This is a genomic window from Streptomyces sp. NBC_00154 (genome assembly GCF_026342835.1).
GTDB lineage: Bacteria > Actinomycetota > Actinomycetes > Streptomycetales > Streptomycetaceae > Streptomyces.
In genome coordinates this window covers 6,987,530-7,005,952 of the sequence record NZ_JAPEMI010000001.1, presented here as the reverse complement: position 1 = coordinate 7,005,952, position 18,423 = coordinate 6,987,530, and the positions used below count along the sequence as shown (strand labels likewise).

The window sequence follows — 18,423 nt, the reverse complement described above, 5'->3', positions numbered from 1 at the left end:
CCGGCAAGGTGGGTCCTTCCTAGCGTGAGTGATCGAAAGGGAAGGAGGCCGGGGTGCTGGAGCGGCTGAACCAGGCCATGGAGCACATCGAGTGCCACCTTGATCAGCGGATCGAGGTGTCCGACCTGGCGCGGATCGCGGTGACGTCGGAGTACCACTTCCGGCGGCTGTTCTCCGCGCTGGCGGGGATTCCGTTGTCGGAGTACATCCGGCGCAGGCGGCTGACGGTCGCGGGTGCCGAAGTGCTGGCCGGGGAGCGGACGTTGCTGGAGGTCGCGGTGCGTTACGGCTACACCTCGGGGGAGGCGTTCGCGCGTGCGTTCCGCGCGATGCACGGCGTCGGTCCCGGCGAGGTCAGGCGGGTCGGTGCGAGTCTGCAGTCCCAGCCACGGATGTCCTTCCGCCTCATCGTCGAAGGGAACAGCAGCATGCGGTACAGGGTCGTGGAGAAGGAGGAATTCCGTGTGGTCGGCAGGAAGGCGCGTGTCCCCCTCGTGCACGAGGGGGTGAACCCGGCCATCGCCGCCTTCATCCGGGGCATCGGCCAGGAGACACTGCAGCGCATCCAGAGCCTGTCCGACCAGGATCCGAAGGGGATCATCTCGGCGAGTGACAATCTGGACGACAGCCGCGCCGAGGGCACCGAACTCGACTACTACCACGGCGTGGTGACCCGCGCCGCCGTGCCCGAGGGCATGGACGCGCTCACTGTCCGGCCGGGGCGTGGGCCGTCTTCGAGAACTCCGGGCCGTTTCCGCAGGCGCTCCAGTACCTGTGGAGGGACGTGTTCACGCAGTGGTTCCCGTCCAATCCGTACCGGAGCCGGCCGGGGCCCGAGATCCTGCGGACCCGGCTGTCGCAGGACGGGTCACAGGCGGACGCGGAACTGTGGATCCCCGTGGAGCGGACTGCGGTCTGAGCGGTGGCGCGCGGCGGCCCTGGGCCGCCGCGCGCTGGAGACGGTGGTCAACTCATGGAACGATCCCGGGACTTCTTCGACGGGGTCTGGCCGCGGGCGCAAACCGGCGCGCCATGGCGGGATGTGCCCGAGCGGCACAGGCCTTGACGGACCGCGTACACGATGCTCGGTCGCGTCGGCGGCCTGAGCGTGGAAGAGACGGAACTCAGCAACACCTCGACGTCATCAGACCGGCGTCTGCTCTGCAGAACCAATCGACAACTGCTCTCGGCTGTCGCCTACTACAACGCGTTGCCCTTCTCCAGATCGGCCGACAGGCCATCTCCTGGGGCGCTCTCTGAGGTGTTGCGCCTATTGGTGACGCGCTTGCCGAGCAGGGTGAACAGGAGGATCAGACCGACGGTGAGGACCGTGTGACCCAGGCCTGCGATCCAGGAGACCGCTTCGGGGACGGGGTGGCCGAGGACGGTCTGCGTGCCGCGGAAGACCATGGAGCCCACGGTGATCGCGATGCCTGCGTTGTAGAAGGCGAAGAAGTAGGTGAAGTGCCGGCTGCCGGACAGGGTGAACAGCTTGTCGAGCGCAAGGACGATGAGGAAGGCCAGCATACCGAGGGCCAGCAAATGGGTGTGGACTACCGACAGTTGGGTCTCCCCGTCGAACCCGTTGTGTTTGGTGAGCTCTCGGTAGTAGAGCCCGGAAACGACGCCCAGGATCATGTAGACATGGGCCGCGTGCAGCGATGCCCGGATGGTCATGGCTCCCCCTCGAAAGTGTTCTCCCGTACGGGGCTGAAGATATCCGTTGAGGGCGAGGTTGTGGAGATGAACGATGCCCGGCATTGCGTGGTGAACGCCGTCACCACGCTACTGATGGGGATCCGCGAAACTCCCCACTCAGGCCGCACCACCCGGAACGGAGCCTGCCACCCCTCGCCGTGAGCGGAGCCGCGCACACGACGGGCCCACCGGCGTGGAGATGCCCCAGCCAGCAACCCGATCCGGCACGTCAGGGCCTGTTGGTGCCCAGCCACTCCAAATCCGTCGTCGGCCAGTCGCGTTGACGACTTCCCCTCTAGTGTCTCGTGATCCTGTTCATGTCAGTTCGAGTTGTTATTAACGAGTTTCTTCACGTTGGTCGCGACGAGTCGGACCTTCGCGAGGACCTCGCCGGCGGTCGCGGTCCAAGTGAACGGTTTCGCTGTCGTGTTCCAGGAGTTGATGTAGTCGCGGATCTGTTTGATCAGGACGTTGACGCTGGAGAACGTGCCGCGGCGGATGGACTGCCGGGTCAGGATTCCGAACCAGATCTCGATCTGGTTCAGCCACGAGGAGCCGACGGGAGTGAAATGGAAGTGGACGTGCGGGTTCTTGACCAGCCACTCCTTGACCTCCGGGGTGGTGTGCGTCGAGAGGTTGTCCAGGACGACATGGATGTCCTTCCCGGCGTGCGGTTTCACCGCCTTCTTCAAGAAGGCCAGGAAATCCTTGCCGTTCCGGGTCGGCCTGCACTCGCCGAGCACTTCACCAGTAGTGACGTTCAGGGCGGCGAACAGGTTCGTGGTGCCGTGCCGGACGTAGTCGGCGGTGCGCTTCTCGCTCGCCGCGAAGGCGACCGGCAGCACCGGCTGGGTCCGGTCCAGCGCCTGGGTGAGTAGCCGGGGAGGATTTCACTCCCCAGCTCTCTCAGAACCGTGCGTAAACCTCTCGGCTTACACGGCTCCCATCGTCCAGTCGTGCACGGTTACGGTTTGACGAGTTTCCAGTGAGCGAAGAGTCCAGGGAACCGCCTGGCGTGACGACTCAGGGCCTCTCGTGCTCTCGCTCGCTTCCGCTTGAACCGTTTGTACTTGCGGACGAGCCACCGCACCAGATAGTCGTTGATGCGGTTGAGAGTGGAGAGCAACGCCGACGGGTGGAACCGCCCGAAGTAGTTGATCCAGCCCCGCACAACCGGGTTGATCTCCCGGGCGAGCTCCTCCAGGGTCGTGTCACTACGCAGGTGCAGCCGCCAACGGCGAATCTGCATCCGGATTTGCTTGGCGGCCTCGTCGCTGACGGCCGGGTTGAAGCCGAAGAAGTAATCTCCGCGCTTCGTCCGAAGCCTTCGCACGCGAAACCCGTACCCCAGGAACGTGAACGAGGTGTGCTCGGCCGAGCCACGCCGGTTCCGGTCCTTGCAGTACACGATGCGGGTCTTGTCCGGATGCAACTCCAGACCACCGCATTCGGCCAGCCGTCCGCCGATGGCCTGACGCACCTGGTGCGCCTGGGCCTCGTTGCGGCAGTGGACCACCACGTCGTCGCAGTACCGTTCGAACCGGACGCCGGGGTACTCCCGAGCCATCCACGTATCGAACGCGTAGTGCATGAACAGGTTGGACAACACGGGCGAGACCGCTGAACCCTGCGGGCCAATGCCACTTAGTTAGGAAACGGCGAGGATTTTGATGTGGGGTGGGTCGGGGTGGTGGATGATGGTTTCGGTGGGCTGCTTCTTTCTGTAGGCGTGGACGTGGACACGCTTTACGGCTCGTGGGCTGGTGCGGTGTCTCCGACGGGGGTTGGGCCTTTCTATTATTTCCGTGCGGGCGACTTCAAGGGCCTTCGCGAGGCGGTCAGGGGAAAAACCCGCCTGGCCTGTGATCTGGCGGCGGATGATACGAAGTGACCGCATGAACGATAGGCGGTCCGGGTCGATGTCGGCCTGTTCGGCTGCCTCACACATCAGGTGCCGGACCGCGTAGTGGGTCAGGAGCAGTGCCCAGATCTCCTGCTCGACCATGTCCGGTGTTTTCGAGCGCAATACACCGCCGCGGCCGCGTTGGTGGGTCTTGATCTCGTCAAGGCTGGACTCGAACTCCCACCGTTCGGCATAGGCAGCGGCGAGTTCAGCGGCACCAGCCTCGTCCGGGTCCATAACGGTGGTGATCAGGCAGAAGATCTCTCCTCTACCTTCGCGGTTCGTCACTTCGTATTCGACGACACGGACCGGAATCCCGGACGGCTCCTCTATGTTGTCCGACCCGCGGTGACGCTGGACTGCGCGCCGCCGACGGACCTTCGGGTCAAGCAGGAACGACTCATAGGATCCGTCCTTCAGCGGCCGGACTACCGGCAGATGAGGGCCGTCGGGCATGCGCCACAGCAAATCAGCACCGGTTGCCGCGGCCGCTTCCCACAGACGATATGCGTAAAATCCCCGGTCGGCGGTAACCAGCATGCCTGGTTCGAAATCGGCGACGAGTTCCCCGGCGAGAACGCCTTCGTCCACGCGCCAGGGACCCAGCCGGGCCGCCACCACAGCATGAGTCCCGCATTCACCCAGCCCCACGATCTTCACCTGGGGGAAAGGTGCGGGACTTCGTGTGCCCCCGGACCGGCCGAACTCCCCATCATTTGCTGGGGTGTCAGGAATATCCAGGACGAACCCGTCAATGGCCATCAGACGCCACCGACCCATCCACGCTCCCTGCGTGCCCCGCTGCGCGCAGGGCAATGCCACCCGCTCGAACAGCACCCGCAGCGGCTCCGAACCCAGACGCCGGCGCGCCTGGGAAATCGCACCCGTCGTGGGAATCGTCCAGTCCTTCCGCCATGTCCCCAGAAAACGTAGGCCGTTGACGAGAAGACGCATCACTTCCTCGTACGACTCGCCGAAGAACAGACACAGAGCCATCACGTAATAGACGACGACACGCGCCGGCAGCAAACGTGACCGTTTCTCTGTACGGCCCGTCTCCGCGAGTACCTCATCGACCAGGTCCCGATGAACCAAACGTGTCAGAACCCCGACACCCACCCGGTCGGTCAAGCGCACACCAGAAACCGGCACCACGTTATCCCGCACCCCGCCCATGAGCGAGGAACATAACCGGTTCACCGGCAGGAAGGAAGTGCGGCAACCGGATCAGTTGACCATCCACAAACACCCCGGGCGTGTCCCTGTGCATATGTGGACGACCGATTACCAGACCGCTTATCTAAGTGGCATTGCCCTGCGGGCTACCGCGGTCCCGGGCGAGCAGGCTGCCGTCCGGCCGCTGGAGCGGGGCCTTGAGCCATCGCTCCACATACAGCAGGACCCACCGCTGGTCGGTGTGATGCTTGACCGCCTTGAGGACGAGATCATGATCGAGGTTGTCGAAGAAGCCCCGGATGTCCATATCGATCACCCAGTCCGTCTTCCAGCACCGTTCTCTGCATGCTGCGATCGCATCCAGCGCACTGCGGTGGGGCCGATAGCCGTAGGAGTCCGGGTGGAACACAGGTTCCACCAGCGGCTCCAGCACCATGGCCACCACCGTTTGCGCGATTCTGTCCGCGACCGTGGGCACGCCGAGGACCCTGACTCCGCGTCCTCCCGGTTTATCGATCTCCACCATCTTGACCGGCGGCGGGAAGTAACAGCCTGACGACATGCGATTCCACAGCTTGTAGAGGTTGCCCTTCAGGTTCGCCTCGAACTGCTCGATCGATTCGCCGTCGACGCCCGCCGCGCCCTTGTTGGCCTTGACCCTCAAGTACGCCTCGAACACTAGGTGTTTCGAGATCTGATACGACTTCGATCCGCTCGTCTGGTTCATCCCGGGAGCTCCGGTTGGCCACCAAGTAGACCCGGACGACCCGTCCCCTTCGCTCCATCCGCATTACCGGATTTCGCCGCTACTACGAGACGGTCCGCCCCCGTGCCCCGCATCGGTACTCGGCCCCTCGCGGTTTTGTCCGCTTGGGGTTCTCCCTCTCGCCACCGGCCCACCCGGCCGGCAGCAGTATCGGGGCGACAGGTTCCCACGTTCCGCGCAAGAGCCCGGGCCAGGCTCGCGCCGCCTCCATGCCGGACGCCATCTGGGCAGTCAACAGGCTTCCCCCAGACTTGTCCCGGAGCCCAGATCATGCCCCGGTTTCGACGCCAATGAGAAAGATTACGACACGTCATCAGCGGTTCGCTCACGCTCGCCTTCCTGACCCATACCTGACGCGATCACTGCCACGCCTTTTCCGCAGCGCTCACCACGACCGGCATTTAACCGACGCAGCCTGCGGTGGTTTGGAGCCTCCCCCTGCAGGGCGACTCCGGAGGACCTACCTCCATCTCTTGCACAGCACCGCTTCCAGAAGCTGTTACATCACCGCCTCCGTCAGCGTTCGTGGCACACGATCTGCGTCTTCTCGTCGATCGAGAGGACTACCGCGCCGCCCGGCGGGGCCAGATACAGGCCGATCACGTCAGCCACCTTCTCCGCGAACGCGGGATCTTTGGAAATCTTGAAGGTGCCGGACCGGTGCGGCTTCAGGCTTTCCTCGCGCCAGACGCGCGCGATGTAGTGCCAGGACACGGTGATGTTCTCGGTTCGCTCCAGGTACTTCGCCAACTCCCGTGTGGACCAGTGCGAAAGCCCCGTGCCGTCCGGCGGCGTCATGCGCGTCAGCGCGATCACCCGGGACCGCACCCGCGCCGGTACCTGTTCCCGTGCGCCACCGGGACGCTCCCCTTCCAGCCCGGCCAGTCCGTGCTCGGCATAGCGGGTCTTCCAGCGGTCCACGGTCGGCAGTGACACCCCGAGCAGCTCGGCAATGTCCTTGCGCCGACGCCCCTCGCTCGACCACAGCACGATCCGGCCCCGCGTAGCGATGTCCGCAGGAACGTCCCGGCTGTTCAACAACTCCCGCAACTCGGCGGCCTGTTCCACGGAGATCTCCACACCAAGAGACCCTGCCACACAAGATCAAGTAACGCTGACGGAATCACGAAACACTAGGCTTCCGGTCATGACACAGAACGCGGTTGAACTGGTGATCTTCGACTGTGACGGCGTACTGGTGGACAGTGAACGAATATGCGTGAAAGTGGACGCGATGATCACGGCCGACCTGGGGTGCACGTTCACCGAGGCGGAGATCATCGAACGGTTCGTCGGCTCGTCGGACGAGGTCTATACGGCCGCTGTGGAAGAACGACTTGGACGGCGCCTGGAGAAAAACTGGCAGCGGCGGTACGAACATCTGTATCGGGCGGCCTTCGCAGCCGAACTGACCGTTGTCGACGGCATCAAGGAGGTCCTGAACAGCCTCACCACACCCACCTGTGTCGCCTCCAACGGCAGTCACGACGACATCAGGCACAGCCTGCAGATCACTTCGTTGAGTGACTACTTCAAGACGCACATCTTCAGCGCCGCCGACGTCCCCAGCGGGAAACCCGCACCCGACCTCTTCCTGCATGCTGCACGCTCGATGGGAGTGGAGCCCGCGCAGTGCGCGGTGATCGAAGACAGTGCGTACGGGGTACAGGCCGCCCGCGCCGCAGGAATGCGCGCCTTCGGCTACTGCGGCGGTCTCACACCAGCCTCACGGCTGGAGGGACCGGACACCGTCGTGTTCGAGAGCATGTACGACCTGCCCGAACTGCTGGCAACCGCCACCCACTGAACGTACCCAGCACCTCGTCGGCATCCGACCGTGCCATGCGTGACGCCTTCGTCTTGACGGTGACAGCGCGACCCGGGTGACCGCCGAGCAGGTCAGGCCCCTGGACGCGGTGCCGGCCGGCACCGCCCGCCGCGTTCCGCCGGTGCTCTCAGCGAAGATCGGCGGGGGTGGACCTGGAGTCCGACGCGGAGCTCTTCGGCGGCGACGAAGGCGCCTGATCCTTCGCTCATGGCCCGAACTCGCCTGTGCCTGACGCACTGACGTTCAGCCTTCGATACCGGTGAAGTGGGGGGCGCGCCTACGAAGACGAAACGCCCGCGGGCAGGAGCGCCGGCCGGCAGCAGTATGGCGCGGCAGCCATGAGCCGCCGCGCCACAGGTGCGGTGTGTCGGGCGTTCGAGGATCAACTCGCGCTGCGGGAGACCGTCGGCCAGGTCCAGGTGCCGTTGGTCCGGATCGTCACACCCCGTTCATGCCGTTCCCGGGGGCGACGCGTACCTGATCGCTGGGCCAGGTGGCGTTGATGATGTGGTGCAGTCGGTCTCCTCGGAGGACGGGATTCAGCTCACCGTTATATTGGAGTTCCCGCTGCTCTGATACCCCTCGGTCGCGAGGATCATGTAGTAATTGAAACTACCCATGGGCATTCCATGGCCGGCCCACGCGTCAAAATGTTTTCCAGTGGTTATGGTCCCGCCCGTCCTCTTCGACTGCCGGACGCTCCAGTACTGATTGAAGGTTTTGGTGCCTTCGACGGAGGGGGCGTTGGTTCGCGTCGTCTGATAGATGTCGTACGTACCGCCGTCGCTGGTGACCGTGCCCTTGTACGTTCCTGTGGGCCGGTAAGTGCCCCAGTTGTCAACGATGTAATACTCCACGAGCGGGTTTGACGTCCACCCGTAGAGAGCCAGATATGCGTTGCCGGACGGGTTGAAGCTGCCCGAGTAGTTCACGCTCCTGCGCGCGCCGTTGCTCCAGCCCTTACCGCAAACGAAATTCCCGACGTTGCTCCATGAGGTGCTGTAATTGCCACCGGACCCCAGGGTCATGGAGACCGACCCACCACCATCGGTCCAGAACGAATAGTAGTAGCCGTTATTCGTGCCCGTTTGATTTGTGGTGATGGTCGTGGCGGCGTGGGCGGTGCCGGGCAGCATCATCGCGGACGTGAGCGCCAACGCTCCGGCACCGCCGATGAAGCCTCTGCGGTTGAGCGGTTGGGCGGGGACGTTGTTCATTGGGGCGGGTGCGTCGTTCATGTTCATGCTTCCTCCTCGTGAAGGCCGGCAGGGAGGCCAGACAGCGTGATACGTCCTGGCCGACCCGTCGGTGGCCAGGGTGACGCGACCGTGCGTCAGCGTCGTCCAACGCTGCGACGGTTGGCCGGTCGTCGTGTGGTCAACGACCGGGGAACCAGGTCGCGCAGGCGACCCGGATCGACAGAGGTTGAGGTCCGTCGATGGCGATAGGTTGGTCCGGCCCCGTAAAGTTGTCAACACTTTCGGCAAGGATTCCGAATCCTAATCCTTGGCCAGGGAGTTACCGAGACGACATCAGGCCTGGTCAATGACCTGTCCGGTAGGTCGAGTGCAGGATCGTTCGACGGAATCCCTGATTCATAGATCAAGATCAGGGTCAATTATTTCGAAAGTTTCGGGATTCTCCCCGATCGGGCGGCAGGGTGTCTGCGGCCCAGCCGAGCCAGGACGGCCGGGAGACAATCAGCCCGGTCCGCAGGGGGAAATGGTTGCCGTTATGGCGGCGGTGCGGCGGGCGATGCGCAGAGCGCGGGTGAACGGAATCCGGCGGGGTTCGAGGCGGGCGTCTTCGACGACTCGGGCGATGAGGCCGTCGAGCGGTGGATGTACCGCCTCAAGCTTTGGCGCGGCCCGGCCACCCGCCACGACACACGTCTCGTCCGTGGCCCGACCGCCCGGGGAGGGCGGACAACCGGCAGCGGGCAGCAGCCTCAAGCAACGAGTCGAGGGGATGAATTGCGGGGGTGCCTGAGGGCAAGCAGGTCCCGTGCGGTCATCGTGTCCGCGACCCTCATGTGCGGCGCGGCCTCGGAGCAGCGGTGCTGGCGCTCCAGGACGCGGGCGAGGGCGAGGTGGGCAGAGGGGTGGGCGGGCTCGGCGCGCAGGACTTGGCGCAGTTCCGCCTCGGCCAGGGAGAGCTGCGCCGTGTAGTAGTACGAACGGGCGAGGAGCATCCGGAGGTCCAGATTGCGAGGCGCCGCGGCGACCAGGTCCTTGAGAACCTGGGCGGCCGCGCGGTAACGCTGGGATTCGAAGAGACGGCTCGCGTATTGCCGCCGCTCGTTCCAGGTCACTCCCTGTGTGCCGACCATCACGTTCTCCGCTCTCCGTTCTCTGCACGAGCATTCGTTCTGCGGTGCAGGCACCTGGCGCCCAAGGGGTTCTGGGGCACGAGGGGCCGATGGACCCACCTGGTTCTTCAAACTTGATTGAAGTTTGAATCATTCCCCGGCGGGTTTTCGCCGCCCGAGAAGAGGCCCAGCGGGGGAGCGTCGAGCGACTCACCCCTCCGCGGGGCCATACGGAGACCGGGGCGCGCGCGAGGTCGACGGTCTCGGCGCGACAAGGGACGGACCGCGGCGGACCAGGGACCGGCTCCACGGCGAACGCGATCAAGCTCGAAGCCGGGAGCCAATGGCTTCGTCGAGGCGGGCGCGGCTCAGCAGGCAGTGAGGGAGCTATCCGAGCATGCGGCTGGACAAAAGCCGCAAAACCTCCACGGCCAGAATGCCGTCTGCCGTCGTACAACCAACCACGGGTGTCAGTGGTCTTTCTCGCGCCCGGACAAGATCCGGCTCATCGTTTTCGGAGAAACATGCGTATTCGTTCCACCGCGGCCGCTGCCGTCGGCGCTCTGGCGCTGCTCTCGTTCCTGACGCCGGCCGCGCACGCCGACACCCAGAAGGGCGACACCGTCTTCACGTCGCTGTCCTTCAGCAAGCAGACCGTCAATGCCGGAGTCAGCGCGGCGCAGACGCTGACCGTGACTGCCGTCGCCAAGGACGGGTCCGGGATCAAGGACATCTACGGTGCCAAGCTGGTCAGCCCTGACCGCCGGATCATCCACGCAGGCTCCGCCGACTGCACCCGGCCCACGTCCACCACCAGGAAGTGCGTCTTCAAGTTCACCCTGGACGCCGACCGCACCGACTACTACGACCTCAAGAACAGCTCGGCCGGCACCTGGCACTTCACTGCCGAGGCAGCCGCCAATGACGGCGACTTCTACGACCTCCAGGACAGCGCACCGGTCAAGGTGAAGCGTTACGCCAAGCTCGCCGACACCCAGGCCTCCCCCGAGCCGGTCGCCAAGGGCGGCACGCTCACCGTGACGGGAACACTCACCCGGGCCAACTGGGACACCAACGCCTACGCCGGGTACAGCGGCCAGGCCGTGGCCCTTCAGTACAAGAAGTCCGGCTCCTCCACCTACACCACGGTCAAGAAGGTGACCACCGACAGCAGCGGCAAGCTCAGGACGACGGTGACCGCGAATTCCGCTGGTACCTGGCGCTGGACGTTCGCCGGCACAAGCACGACGAGCACCGCAGCCGCTTACGGAGACGGTGTCGCCCTGAAGTAGGCCATTCCCGCCCGGTCCCTGTCCCTGGAACACCAGCGGGACAGGGCCCGCAGGCGCGGCCCGAGCAGGTCGATCCCGCGCGTGGAGATGTTTCGCCGAGCTCGTTCTCCTCACCTGTGCCTCCTCGTACCCGGCGAGCGTAACGGACCGCAGTCGCCGACGGACAGACGGTGCGCAGGAGATCGTTCACCCGATCTTCATGCCTCTTGTGCAGTGAGGTACGCCGGATACATCTTGGCGTGAGCATGCTCTGTCCGCACCGCCCCCGTCACTCCCCCACCGGAGGTTCCCAGTGCCCGGCAGATCCGTGTTCCGCCGCAGTCGCACCGCCCTCACCTGCGCCCTGACCCTCACCGCTGCCGCCGTCGTCGGCCTGTGGACCGGCATCGGCGGCTCCTCGTCCGCCCAGGCCGCAGCCGGCGTGCCAACCCCCGACCACGTGATCGTCGTGGTCTTCGAGAACCACGGCTACAGCCAGGTCATCGGCTCCTCCAGCGCCCCGTACATCAACTCGCTGAAGAGCGGCGGCGCCAACCTGAGCGCCTCGTACGCCGAGACGCACCCCAGCCAGCCCAATTACTTCGCCCTGTTCTCCGGCTCCACGCAGGGCATCACGGACGACAGCTGCTACACCCCCGGCTTCTCCAGCAAGCCCAACCTCGCGTCAGAGCTGATCGCCGCAGGCAAGACCTGGGCGAGCTACAACGAGACGCTTCCCAGCCAGGGTTCGACCACGTGCAGCAGCGGCAGCTACGCCCGCAAGCACAACCCCTGGTTCGGCTTCAGCAACGTCCCCACCTCGTCCGCGTACACCTTCCAGCAGTTCCCCACCGACTACACGAAACTGCCGCAGGTCTCCTTCGTCGTCCCGAACCTGTGCAGCGACATGCACGACTGCTCGGTGGCGACCGGTGACACCTGGCTGAAGAACAACCTCGGCGCCTACGCAACCTGGGCGAAGACCCACACCAGCCTCCTCGTCGTCACCTTCGACGAGGACAACCGGCTCAGCGGCAACCGCATCCCCACGGTCCTCTACGGCCAGCAGGTGACCCCGGGCTCCACATCCTCCACCACGTACAACCACTACGACCTGCTGCGCACGCTCGAGGACATGCACGGCCTCGGCCACGCGGGCAACGCGGCGTCCGCCAAGGACATCACCGGGGTCTGGGCGCCCTGACATGTACGTAGCGGACAGCCGCGCCACCCGCGCGGGGTCCGCCGAACGCGCCGCCGGGCCGGGCACTTCCCCGGCCCGGCGGCGCGTGGCGGTCGCCCCCACGGTGCTGGCGCTCGGCACGGTCAGTCTGATCACCGACGTGTCATCGGAGATGGTGACGGCGGTCCTGCCGCTCTACCTGGTGGCGGGGCTCGGCCTCAGCCCGCTCGGCTTCGGGCTCCTGGACGGCGTCTACAACGGCTTCTCGGCCCTGGTGCGGCTGGTCGGCGGCCACTTCGCGGACCGGGGCGGCGGGCGCCACAAGCCCGTCGCGATCATCGGCTACGGCCTCTCGGCGCTGTGCAAACCCCTCCTCCTCATCGCCCACACCCTCACGCCCATAGGTCTCGTCCTCGCGGCCGACCGCACCGGCAAGGGACTGCGCACCGCGCCCCGCGACGCCCTGATCTCCTTGTCATCGCCCCCGGAGGCCCGCGGCCGTGCCTTCGGTGTCCACCGCGCGATGGACACCGCGGGCGCCCTGCTCGGCCCGCTCGCCGCCTTCCTGATCCTGCGCGCCACGGTCGACGGCTATGACGCGGTGTTCACGGTGAGCTTCTGCGTCGCGGTGGTCGGCGTGCTGGTGCTGGTCCTGTTCGTGCCGGGCGGGTCCGCCGCACGCCGTACCGACCAGGCGGCCCAGCGAACCCGCCCCACACTCCGAGCCGCCCTCGCCCTCCTGCGGCGCCGCGGCATCCGGCGCATCTGTATCTGCGCCCTGCTGCTCGGCCTTGCCACCATCAGCGACTCGTTCGTCTACCTGCTGCTCCAGCGCCGCCTCGGCGTGCCCGACCGCTGGTTCGCGCTGCTGCCGATCGGGACCGCCGCCGCCTTCCTGCTGCTCGCCCTGCCACTGGGGCGGCTCGCGGACCGGGTGGGCCCCTGGCGGGTGTTCCTCGCCGGCCACGGGGCACTGCTCGCCGCCTACGGACTACTGCTCTCGTCCTGGCACGGCACTGCGCTCCCGTACATCGTGCTCATCCTGCACGGTTCGTTCTACGCCGCCACGGACGGCATTCTGATGGCGGCGGCGTCGGAGAGCGTGCCCGAGGAGCTGCGTTCGTCGGGGCTCGCCCTGGTGCAGACCGGGCAGGCCGTCGCCCGGTTCGTCTGCTCCCTGGCCTTCGGCGCCGCGTGGACGGCGTGGGGCGACCGCACGGCGCTGCTGGCGGCCGCGGTGGCGCTGGCCGTGTGCGCCGTCTTCTCGTTCCGTCTTGGCCCCACCGCGGAGGTTCCCGTATGAACGCCCGTACCAAGCTGCTCGTCCTCGTCTGCGCGGTCGCCGTGCTCGCGGCGGTCGCCACGGCCTCCGTGCTGCACGCCGCCGCGCGCTCCGAACGACGTGACGTGGCTCGGCCGGGCGGCCCGACGGTCGCCGCGGGCCGGGTCACGCTCACCGACAAGCGGCGGATCGTGTTCCGGAACATGGCGTGGGGGCCGCACCGCGACGAGCTGACGACGGTCCCGGCGTCGTCGCCCACGGGTGCCCGAACGGCGTCGGGCGTCAAGTGCCTGCGTTTCTACGCGGCCTCGGGCACCGGAGTCTGCCTCCAAGCCGTGCACGGGGCGATGCAGGACAGCTACCGGGCCACGATCCTCGACACGCACCTCAGGGAGCGGGCGCACTACACGATCCCCGGCATTCCCTCCCGCGCCCGGGTCTCCCCCAGCGGGCGGCTGGCGGCCTGGACGGTCTTCGTAGGCGGCGACAACTACGCCGGCACGAACTTCTCCACCCGCGCGGCAATCCTCGACACCCGCACCGGCAAACTCACCCCGAGCCTGGAGGACTTCGCGATACGCAAGAACGGCCACCGCTACCGGGCCGCGGACGTCAACTTCTGGGGCGTCACCTTCGCGGCCGACGACCGGCACTTCTACGCGACGCTCGCCACCAAGGGCAGGACGTATCTGGTACGGGGCGACCTGCGCACCCGCACGCTCACCACGCTCCGGACGAACGTGGAGTGCCCCTCCCTCTCCCCCGACGGCACCCGCATCGCCTACAAGAGCCGCGACAAGGGCCTGCCCGCCGACGCCCCGTGGCGACTGCACGTCCTGGACCTGCGCACGCTCAGGGACCACCCCCTGGCCGAAACCCGCAGCGTGGACGACCAGGCGGTCTGGCAGGACGACACCACGCTCACGTACGCGCTCCCCGGCGACTACGGCGCGGACCTCTACGCGGTGGCGGCCGACGGCGGAGGCGCCCCGCACCGCGTGCTGACGGCGGCGGTGTCGCCGGCGTACCTGTGAACGAATGAAGGTCGGCTGACGGATCCAGCCCGTGCCGGAGAAAGATCCGCGTCCGGCGGATGGCACCGGGCAGGCCACCACGCAGGAACCCGGACAGCCTCGCTGCGAAAGGGTGGTTCACATCTCCTCCGGTACTTCCGGTGCCCCTCGGCGCACCTCTGCGGACCACGGTTCGGACCCCCTTCGGTGTAGTCCGCAGGCCCGCATCCGCAAGGAGTTCGGGCGCTTCAGGCAGATCACGCGCGACCTTCCGGAACCCAACCGGCCAGGCGATCGTGCGCCCACGGGCACGGCCCCCGGGGTCAGGTCGGCAGGGCTGCAGCCGACCGGGTCCGGCTGCCGCGACACGCAGGGAACTCGGTGAACACCTATTATCGCGTAAAGGGTGTATGGGACGCAGGGAACGGTTCATGCATGCGCCGTGTGGCGCCGTGCATCCACCGAGGAGTCTTTCCCATATGCCGGAAACCCCGGCCCGATTCCGACGGGCCGGAGTTTCCGTGTGGTGCGGATGGAGCTGTTACCACTTGTTGCCGTAGTGGTCCCTGACCACGCGGAAGCTGCCCACGACACCATTGCGAACCTTCACGCCGCCGTGGACCTGGCGGGTGAAGACGCCGTTGCTGGTGCTCCAGGGGCCTACAGTGGCGACCGGAGAACCGTTGTCGCAGGTCGCCCCGCGGAAGAGCTCTACACTCCTGTGGCTGTCGTTGCGGACGTTGAAGCTCCGCGAGCCCAGCCCACTGACCACAGTGATGCAGCCCTCCTCCGACCGGGCGGAGTACGACCGCTCGTTGATGAAGATCCGGCCTTCGTACTTGTAACCGTGGCCACCACCGTAGCCACCGCCACCCCCGTAGCCGCCTCCTTCATTGCCCTTCCCACCCCCGTTCCCGCCTTCGTTCCCGCCTTCGCCACCGAGCGGAGCCGCCGCAGGGGCACCCTGCTGGACGGCCGGCGCGGCCTGCTGGACGGACGGAGCGGCCTGCGGGGAACCAGCGGCCGAGGCATAGGTGATACCGGTAGTGGCGAGGACCGCGGCGCCCACTGCGGCGGCGGTCACGGCGACGGTACGCGTCGTCATGTCATTCTCCCTTGTCTCTGAGGGTCGGCCGGGCAACCGGCCTGAAATAAAAGTACTTATGGGGCCTTTACCTGTCATATCGGATGTATCGAAAGTGTGACGCCAGAGGGCCGACCGGGCGTATAAATCAGACCTGACATGTCGTCAAGAGGCAGGAAAACATGCCTACATGGGAGTCGATTAGGCCTTCTGAGCGACTTCATGACACCCACTCACCCTCTCGGACCCTGAACGCCCGTCATGGACACCCACCGCTGCGGCGACGGATCGCACCCCTTTCGCGCACCAACAACACATCGGCATGCCGCTCATGCCGCGCCGGCGCCACCACGGCCCACCCCGTCGACGGGGCGCCCGTCAGGCCGACCTGACGGCGCAGCTTCTGCCAGGGGATCGGTAAGGCGTCTGGCGGATCCATCGCACGCGAGGGGTCACTTCACTTCGAGAGTGCGTGTCTCTTACATCCCCTATGCACCGATGTGCTAGACAATTCCAGTAATCCGGTGCCCCACGCCGGACCCGCGGGACGGCCCTGACATCACACCGATGACGTCAGGGCCGTCACCATCCGGCGACACGGCGGCATGATCCACCAGAACGGCGAACGCCTGTGCGTGCCGGGCGGGCCCGGTCCCCGCATACGGGAAGCGTCGAAGCCGTCAACGGTCCCCAGGAGCTGGGTCATGTGCCTTCGAGCGGAGCGTCCGACCTGCGGGTAGTGGAAAAACGTTCGACGGGCCTGGCCGGGACGGGCCATGATCCGCACTCGTGACGACGCCGAAGCAGTTCCTGGTCCGAACCGTGCTGAGTGGTGTGCGGCAATGAGCCGATCGCACGACCTGGCGAGCGAGTTCAGGGCGCAGGCCTGGGCCGCCCCGACCCGCACGCCGCCGTACTACCCCGACGCGGTGACGCCGGTGCCGGGTGCCGACCCGGCTGCGCTGACAGCCCGGATCGACACCGCCGTGCCCGGCGCCTCCATCAAGGACAGCTTCGCCGACCTCGACCTGACGGAGGCCGGCTTCCGGGTTCTGTTCGAGGCGCAGTGGATCCACCACCCGGCGAGTGCGCCCACCATCCCCTCGGGTCTTGCCTGGGACGTGGCGGGCGACCCGGACATGCTGCGCGCCTGGGCGCTCGCGTGGGACGACGGGGACGGCAACGCGGATCTCTTCCGGACCGAACTGCTCGACGACCCGGCCACCTTCGTACTCGCCGGACAGTCCCCTGGCGGCCGGGTGATCGCCGGAGCGATTGCGAGCCGCAGCGACGAGGTGGTCGGAATCTCCAATGTCTTCGCACTGGACGGCGGCGCTGAAGCGGCCTGACCACTCGTACTGGACGCGGGGCACCGGCTGTTCCCCACCCTGCCGGTGGTCGGCTACGAGCACGGCGATGACCTGGTGGCCGCGGTCCGCCACAGCTTCGAGCCGATCGGTCCCCTGCGGGTCTGGCTGCACGGCTGACGGCTGCCCCGCAATCTCCGGAAGAACGGCGCGCGGCGTCGGATGCGGTGCATCGCAAAGCGGAGGGGCGTCCTCGGATGAAGCGTATTCGGTGTTCCGACAACGCAGCGAAGTGCCGTAGCTGTCGTCGTGCTCGCGCCAGGAAATACGGGACAGTCCTCGGGCCTGTTCCAGGGCCGCGCGAGTGGCCGTCAGCGACCACCGTCCCATGGGAAAACGTGACCGCCGTGGTGGGGAATCACGTGACCCTCAAGTGGTCCGAAGCCGAGAATTCCGTGACCGCCGGCATTTGCCCCTGATTGCCACCATGGCTATGGGGCACGCCTCTGCCATCAACAGCCCTGCGGGTCAATGCCCGTGTCGGCTCCGTGTGCGGGCTGCTGTGGACGCTGCCTCTCCGGAAGCCGCGCGGGGCCGGGGCCCTGTCCACGGCTGCGGTGCACCGGTGCGTCTGTGCGTCACGGGGTCAGGGCGTGCCGTGGGCGGCTGCGGGAAACGTCGTCGGCGGGCCGGTCTCGCACTTGGGGCTGACCGGCCGGCACCGGCTGCGTCACGCGGGGACCGGTGCGTTGGGCGGGGCCCGGTCGTATCGCCGCGCCGTGTCGTCAGTACGCGGAGTTGACGTTGTCGATGGAGCCGTAGCGGTGGGCGGCGTAGTTGCAGGCGGCGGTGATGTTGGCGACGGGGTCGTAGATGTTCGTCGAGGTGCCGCTGACGTGGTACGTCTTGAAGGTGGGGTCGATCACCTGGAGCAGGCCCTTGGACGGGATGCCCTTGGCGGCGTTGGAGTCCCAGTTGTTGATGGCGTTCGGGTTGCCGCTCGACTCGCGCATCAGGTTGCGGTAGATGCCGTCGTAGCTGCCGGGGATGCCCTTGGCGCGCATGATCTCCAGTGACTGGTTGATCCAGTTGTGGACGCTGCCGCTGGACTGGGCGGGGGTGGCTGCCGAGGCGGCCGGGGCGCTGACGACGGTGCCGGCCATGACGGCGGCGCCGGCTGCGACCATGCCCAGCGAGACCTTCTTGGTCTTGGTCAGGCGGGCGAACTTCTTGGGCATCGCGGTGAGCTGCATTCGGTAATTCCTTTTCCGTCGCCGGGTGATGCCAAGAATTGTTAGGGGAGCGGGAAACCCGGGTCAACGTCCCCTTTTTACTACCGGTATTCGTACCGGGTATTGGAAATCGTCGGTCGAGTGCCTTCGGAGCGCGGGAGCGAGGCCCGGTGGTCTACTATCCGGTTTCGGAGTGGCGCCCGTCACGTGGCTCACCCCACACGGCAAATGCCTAAAATGGGCACAAGAGTGATGCGGGTCATGTGGCCTGTGTCATACCAAGAACCCTTTATTCGCTCGCCGTAATGCTGGATAAGCATTCCGTATTGGTGGTGGGGGGTGAGTTATTCGCGCGAACCGGCGGGAAATCGC

General features: G+C 66.4%; 14 protein-coding genes and 4 pseudogenes. 8 read left to right on the top strand and 10 right to left on the bottom strand.

Going from position 1 to position 18,423, the window contains the following annotated elements; genetic code table 11:
- Nucleotides 1-53: 53 nt before the first annotated feature.
- Nucleotides 54-919, top strand: a pseudogene (locus OHA03_RS31360) (GyrI-like domain-containing protein).
- A gap of 281 nt (nucleotides 920-1,200) precedes the next feature.
- Here the strand turns inward: OHA03_RS31360 and OHA03_RS31355 are convergent.
- From OHA03_RS31355 to OHA03_RS31330, 6 genes and pseudogenes are all read right to left on the bottom strand, one after another.
- Entirely contained in the window at nucleotides 1,201-1,677 is a 477-nt protein-coding gene (locus tag OHA03_RS31355) for a DUF2871 domain-containing protein (protein ID WP_267007078.1), read from the bottom strand.
- A gap of 341 nt (nucleotides 1,678-2,018) precedes the next feature.
- Entirely contained in the window at nucleotides 2,019-2,543 is a 525-nt protein-coding gene (locus OHA03_RS31350) for an IS630 family transposase (protein WP_267007077.1), read from the bottom strand.
- Nucleotides 2,544-2,662: 119 nt separating this feature from the next.
- The gene (locus tag OHA03_RS31345; protein ID WP_267008231.1) at nucleotides 2,663-3,337 is read right to left on the bottom strand and encodes a group II intron maturase-specific domain-containing protein; all 675 of its coding nucleotides are present in this window, start codon (nucleotides 3,335-3,337) and stop codon (nucleotides 2,663-2,665) included.
- A 201-nt stretch (nucleotides 3,338-3,538) separates the two neighbouring features.
- Nucleotides 3,539-4,777: pseudogene (locus tag OHA03_RS31340) on the bottom strand (IS4 family transposase); the annotation flags it as partial.
- Between the two features lie 124 nt (nucleotides 4,778-4,901).
- Nucleotides 4,902-5,504, bottom strand: a complete 603-nt coding sequence (locus tag OHA03_RS31335; protein WP_323181273.1) for a reverse transcriptase domain-containing protein — start codon at nucleotides 5,502-5,504, stop codon at nucleotides 4,902-4,904.
- A gap of 555 nt (nucleotides 5,505-6,059) precedes the next feature.
- Nucleotides 6,060-6,641: an IS630 family transposase gene (locus OHA03_RS31330; protein ID WP_267007076.1), complete on the bottom strand. Its 582-nt coding sequence runs from the start codon at nucleotides 6,639-6,641 to the stop codon at nucleotides 6,060-6,062.
- Nucleotides 6,642-6,690: 49 nt separating this feature from the next.
- On the opposite strand from OHA03_RS31330, the gene OHA03_RS31325 reads away from it, so the two are divergent.
- Nucleotides 6,691-7,350 (top strand): HAD family phosphatase, encoded by a 660-nt coding sequence (locus tag OHA03_RS31325; RefSeq protein WP_267007075.1) that lies wholly within the window; start codon nucleotides 6,691-6,693, stop codon nucleotides 7,348-7,350.
- Between the two features lie 20 nt (nucleotides 7,351-7,370).
- Nucleotides 7,371-7,568, top strand: a pseudogene (locus tag OHA03_RS31320) (methionine--tRNA ligase); the annotation flags it as partial.
- 342 nt (nucleotides 7,569-7,910) lie between these two features.
- On the opposite strand, the gene OHA03_RS31315 reads toward OHA03_RS31320, so the two are convergent.
- Nucleotides 7,911-8,588, bottom strand: coding sequence for a glycoside hydrolase family 11 protein (locus OHA03_RS31315; RefSeq protein WP_267008230.1), 678 nt, complete (start codon nucleotides 8,586-8,588; stop codon nucleotides 7,911-7,913).
- A 731-nt stretch (nucleotides 8,589-9,319) separates the two neighbouring features.
- Nucleotides 9,320-9,700 (bottom strand): tetratricopeptide repeat protein, encoded by a 381-nt coding sequence (locus tag OHA03_RS31310; RefSeq protein ID WP_267007074.1) that lies wholly within the window; start codon nucleotides 9,698-9,700, stop codon nucleotides 9,320-9,322.
- Between the two features lie 503 nt (nucleotides 9,701-10,203).
- Between OHA03_RS31310 and OHA03_RS31305 the strand changes: the two genes are divergently transcribed.
- The 4 genes from OHA03_RS31305 to OHA03_RS31290 all read left to right on the top strand — a co-directional run bounded on the left by OHA03_RS31305 (nucleotide 10,204) and on the right by OHA03_RS31290 (nucleotide 14,449).
- A complete protein-coding gene (locus OHA03_RS31305; protein WP_267007073.1) occupies nucleotides 10,204-10,971 on the top strand; it encodes a calcium-binding protein in 768 nt (255 codons plus the stop codon).
- 292 nt (nucleotides 10,972-11,263) lie between these two features.
- Complete coding sequence (locus OHA03_RS31300; protein ID WP_267007072.1) at nucleotides 11,264-12,154, top strand: alkaline phosphatase family protein; 891 nt, start codon at nucleotides 11,264-11,266, stop codon at nucleotides 12,152-12,154.
- A gap of 1 nt (nucleotide 12,155) precedes the next feature.
- Nucleotides 12,156-13,436 carry an MFS transporter gene (locus OHA03_RS31295; RefSeq protein ID WP_267007071.1) on the top strand — a complete coding sequence of 427 codons (1,281 nt, stop codon included), beginning with the start codon at nucleotides 12,156-12,158 and terminating at the stop codon, nucleotides 13,434-13,436.
- The gene (locus OHA03_RS31290) at nucleotides 13,433-14,449 is read left to right on the top strand and encodes a TolB-like translocation protein (RefSeq protein ID WP_267007070.1); all 1,017 of its coding nucleotides are present in this window, start codon (nucleotides 13,433-13,435) and stop codon (nucleotides 14,447-14,449) included. Before OHA03_RS31295 ends, OHA03_RS31290 begins: the two co-directional genes overlap by 4 nt.
- Before the next feature lie 520 nt (nucleotides 14,450-14,969).
- On the opposite strand, the gene OHA03_RS31285 is transcribed toward OHA03_RS31290, so the two are convergent.
- Nucleotides 14,970-15,533 (bottom strand): hypothetical protein, encoded by a 564-nt coding sequence (locus OHA03_RS31285; protein WP_267007069.1) that lies wholly within the window; start codon nucleotides 15,531-15,533, stop codon nucleotides 14,970-14,972.
- An 821-nt stretch (nucleotides 15,534-16,354) separates the two neighbouring features.
- Between OHA03_RS31285 and OHA03_RS31280 the strand changes: the two are divergent.
- A pseudogene (locus OHA03_RS31280) lies at nucleotides 16,355-16,999 on the top strand (hypothetical protein).
- A gap of 605 nt (nucleotides 17,000-17,604) precedes the next feature.
- On the opposite strand, the gene OHA03_RS31275 reads toward OHA03_RS31280, so the two are convergent.
- A complete protein-coding gene (locus tag OHA03_RS31275; protein ID WP_267007068.1) occupies nucleotides 17,605-18,072 on the bottom strand; it encodes a transglycosylase SLT domain-containing protein in 468 nt (155 codons plus the stop codon).
- Between the last annotated feature and the right edge of the window lie 351 nt (nucleotides 18,073-18,423).

Coding starts and splice junctions, on each gene's coding strand:
- OHA03_RS31355 (WP_267007078.1), bottom strand. CDS start 1,677: ATGACCATCCGGGCATCGCTGCACGCGGCCCATGTCTACATGATCCTG.
- OHA03_RS31335 (WP_323181273.1), bottom strand. CDS start 5,504: ATGAACCAGACGAGCGGATCGAAGTCGTATCAGATCTCGAAACACCTA.
- OHA03_RS31325 (WP_267007075.1), top strand. CDS start 6,691: ATGACACAGAACGCGGTTGAACTGGTGATCTTCGACTGTGACGGCGTA.
- OHA03_RS31315 (WP_267008230.1), bottom strand. CDS start 8,588: ATGAACAACGTCCCCGCCCAACCGCTCAACCGCAGAGGCTTCATCGGC.
- OHA03_RS31310 (WP_267007074.1), bottom strand. CDS start 9,700: ATGGTCGGCACACAGGGAGTGACCTGGAACGAGCGGCGGCAATACGCG.
- OHA03_RS31305 (WP_267007073.1), top strand. CDS start 10,204: ATGCGTATTCGTTCCACCGCGGCCGCTGCCGTCGGCGCTCTGGCGCTG.
- OHA03_RS31295 (WP_267007071.1), top strand. CDS start 12,156: ATGTACGTAGCGGACAGCCGCGCCACCCGCGCGGGGTCCGCCGAACGC.
- OHA03_RS31290 (WP_267007070.1), top strand. CDS start 13,433: ATGAACGCCCGTACCAAGCTGCTCGTCCTCGTCTGCGCGGTCGCCGTG.
- OHA03_RS31285 (WP_267007069.1), bottom strand. CDS start 15,533: ATGACGACGCGTACCGTCGCCGTGACCGCCGCCGCAGTGGGCGCCGCG.
- OHA03_RS31275 (WP_267007068.1), bottom strand. CDS start 18,072: ATGCAGCTCACCGCGATGCCCAAGAAGTTCGCCCGCCTGACCAAGACC.